Annotated in this window: 2 protein-coding genes; both read right to left on the bottom strand. The window is 66.8% G+C overall.

Features of this window, described 5'->3' with window-relative positions:
* Nucleotides 1–15: 15 nt before the first annotated feature.
* On the bottom strand, nt 16–762 hold the full coding sequence (locus ENN83_RS14400; protein ID WP_253089338.1) for an ABC transporter ATP-binding protein: 747 nt from the start codon (nt 760–762) through the stop codon (nt 16–18).
* A partial coding sequence (locus tag ENN83_RS14395) for an MlaE family ABC transporter permease (protein ID WP_287188094.1) occupies nt 759–1,526 on the bottom strand: 768 nt, incomplete at its 5' end. The genes ENN83_RS14400 and ENN83_RS14395, both read right to left, overlap by 4 nt.

The raw sequence follows: 1,526 nt of genomic DNA, 5'->3' as shown, positions 1-1,526 counted from the left end.
TGGTCGCGGTCGACTCTAGCGCACCGATTCGATCGGGCCTTCGGCGCGGCCGTGGATGAATTGTTGCAGATACGGGTCCGGCGCCGCGTCCATGTCCTTGACCGGGCCGGTCCACTGGATCACCCCGTCATGGAGCATCGCGACGTCGTCGGCGATGGCGCGCACGCTGGTCATGTCATGGGTGATGGTCATCGCGGTGGCGCCCATCTCGACCACGATCTCGCGGATCAGTTCGTTGATGACACCGGCCATGATCGGATCGAGTCCGGTGGTGGGTTCGTCGAAGAATATGATTTCCGGCTCAGCGGCGATGGCGCGGGCAAGGCCGACGCGTTTCTGCATGCCGCCCGACAGTTCGGCGGGGTAGAGGTCGGCCACCTCGGGTTTCAGGCCGACGCGGCGCAGTTTCTCGATGGCGATCTCGCGCGCCTCGGCCTTGGGGCGTTTCCCGGGGCCGCGCAAGAGCCGGAAGGCCACGTTCTGCCAGACGGACAGCGAATCGAACAGCGCGCCGCCCTGGAACAGCATCCCGAACCGCGCGAGAAAGGCGTCGCGGTCAAGGCTGGCGGCATCCTGCCCGTCGATCCGGATCGTGCCGGCATCGGGCTTCACCAGCCCGAGGATGCATTTCAGCAGCACCGACTTGCCGGTGCCCGAGCCGCCGATGACGACCATGCTTTCACCCTTCGGCACGGTCAGGTCGACGCCGCGCAGCACGCGGTTGGCGCCGAAGCTTTTGTGAAGGCCGGACAGCGCGATCATGCGGAGAAGAACAGTTCGGTCAGCAGGTAGTTGGTGGCCAGGATCATCACCGAGGCCGTCACCACCGCCGATTTCGTGGCCCGCCCCACGCCCTGCGCGCCGCGCTCGGAATTCATGCCGAAATAGCAGCCCACCAGTGCCACGATGAAGCCGAAGACCGCGCCCTTGATCAGCCCCGAGGTCACGTCCCAGAGCGTGAGATAATCGACCGTGGTCTTGAGATAGGCGGCCGCGTTCAGTTCAAGCCGCCCCGTGCCGACCAGATAGCCGCCCAGGATGCCGATGGAATCGCCCACCGCGACCAGCACCGGCAGGGCGATGGTCGCCGCCAGCACGCGCGGGACGGTCAGATAGCGCATCGGGTCGGTGGACAGCGTCACCAGCGCGTCGATCTGTTCGGTCACCTTCATCGTGCCGATCTCGGCCGCGATGGACGAGGCCACGCGCGCCGCCACCATCAGCCCGCCCAGCACCGGGCCAAGCTCGCGCACCATGCCGATGGCGACGATCGAGGGCACCACCTGCGAGGCGTTGAACCGCGCGCCGCCTTCATAGATCTGCAAGGCCAGCGCGCCGCCGGTGAACAGGGCCGTCAGCGCCACAACGGGCAGCGAATTGTAACCGATCGCCCAAAGCGCCTGAAGGAATTCGCGGAAGTAGAAGGGGGGGCGGAGCATGGCCGCAATCGTCGCCACAAGAAAGATCGCGATCCGGCCGAGGGCTGCGAGCCCCGCCAGCGTCGAGCGGCCGATGGCGGCGACCGG

It is taken from the genome of Rhodovulum sp., assembly GCF_011048875.1.
Classification (GTDB): domain Bacteria; phylum Pseudomonadota; class Alphaproteobacteria; order Rhodobacterales; family Rhodobacteraceae; genus Rhodovulum; species Rhodovulum tesquicola.
The sequence above is the reverse complement of the archived record's forward strand: the minus strand, read 5'-3'. Positions and strand labels throughout refer to the sequence as shown.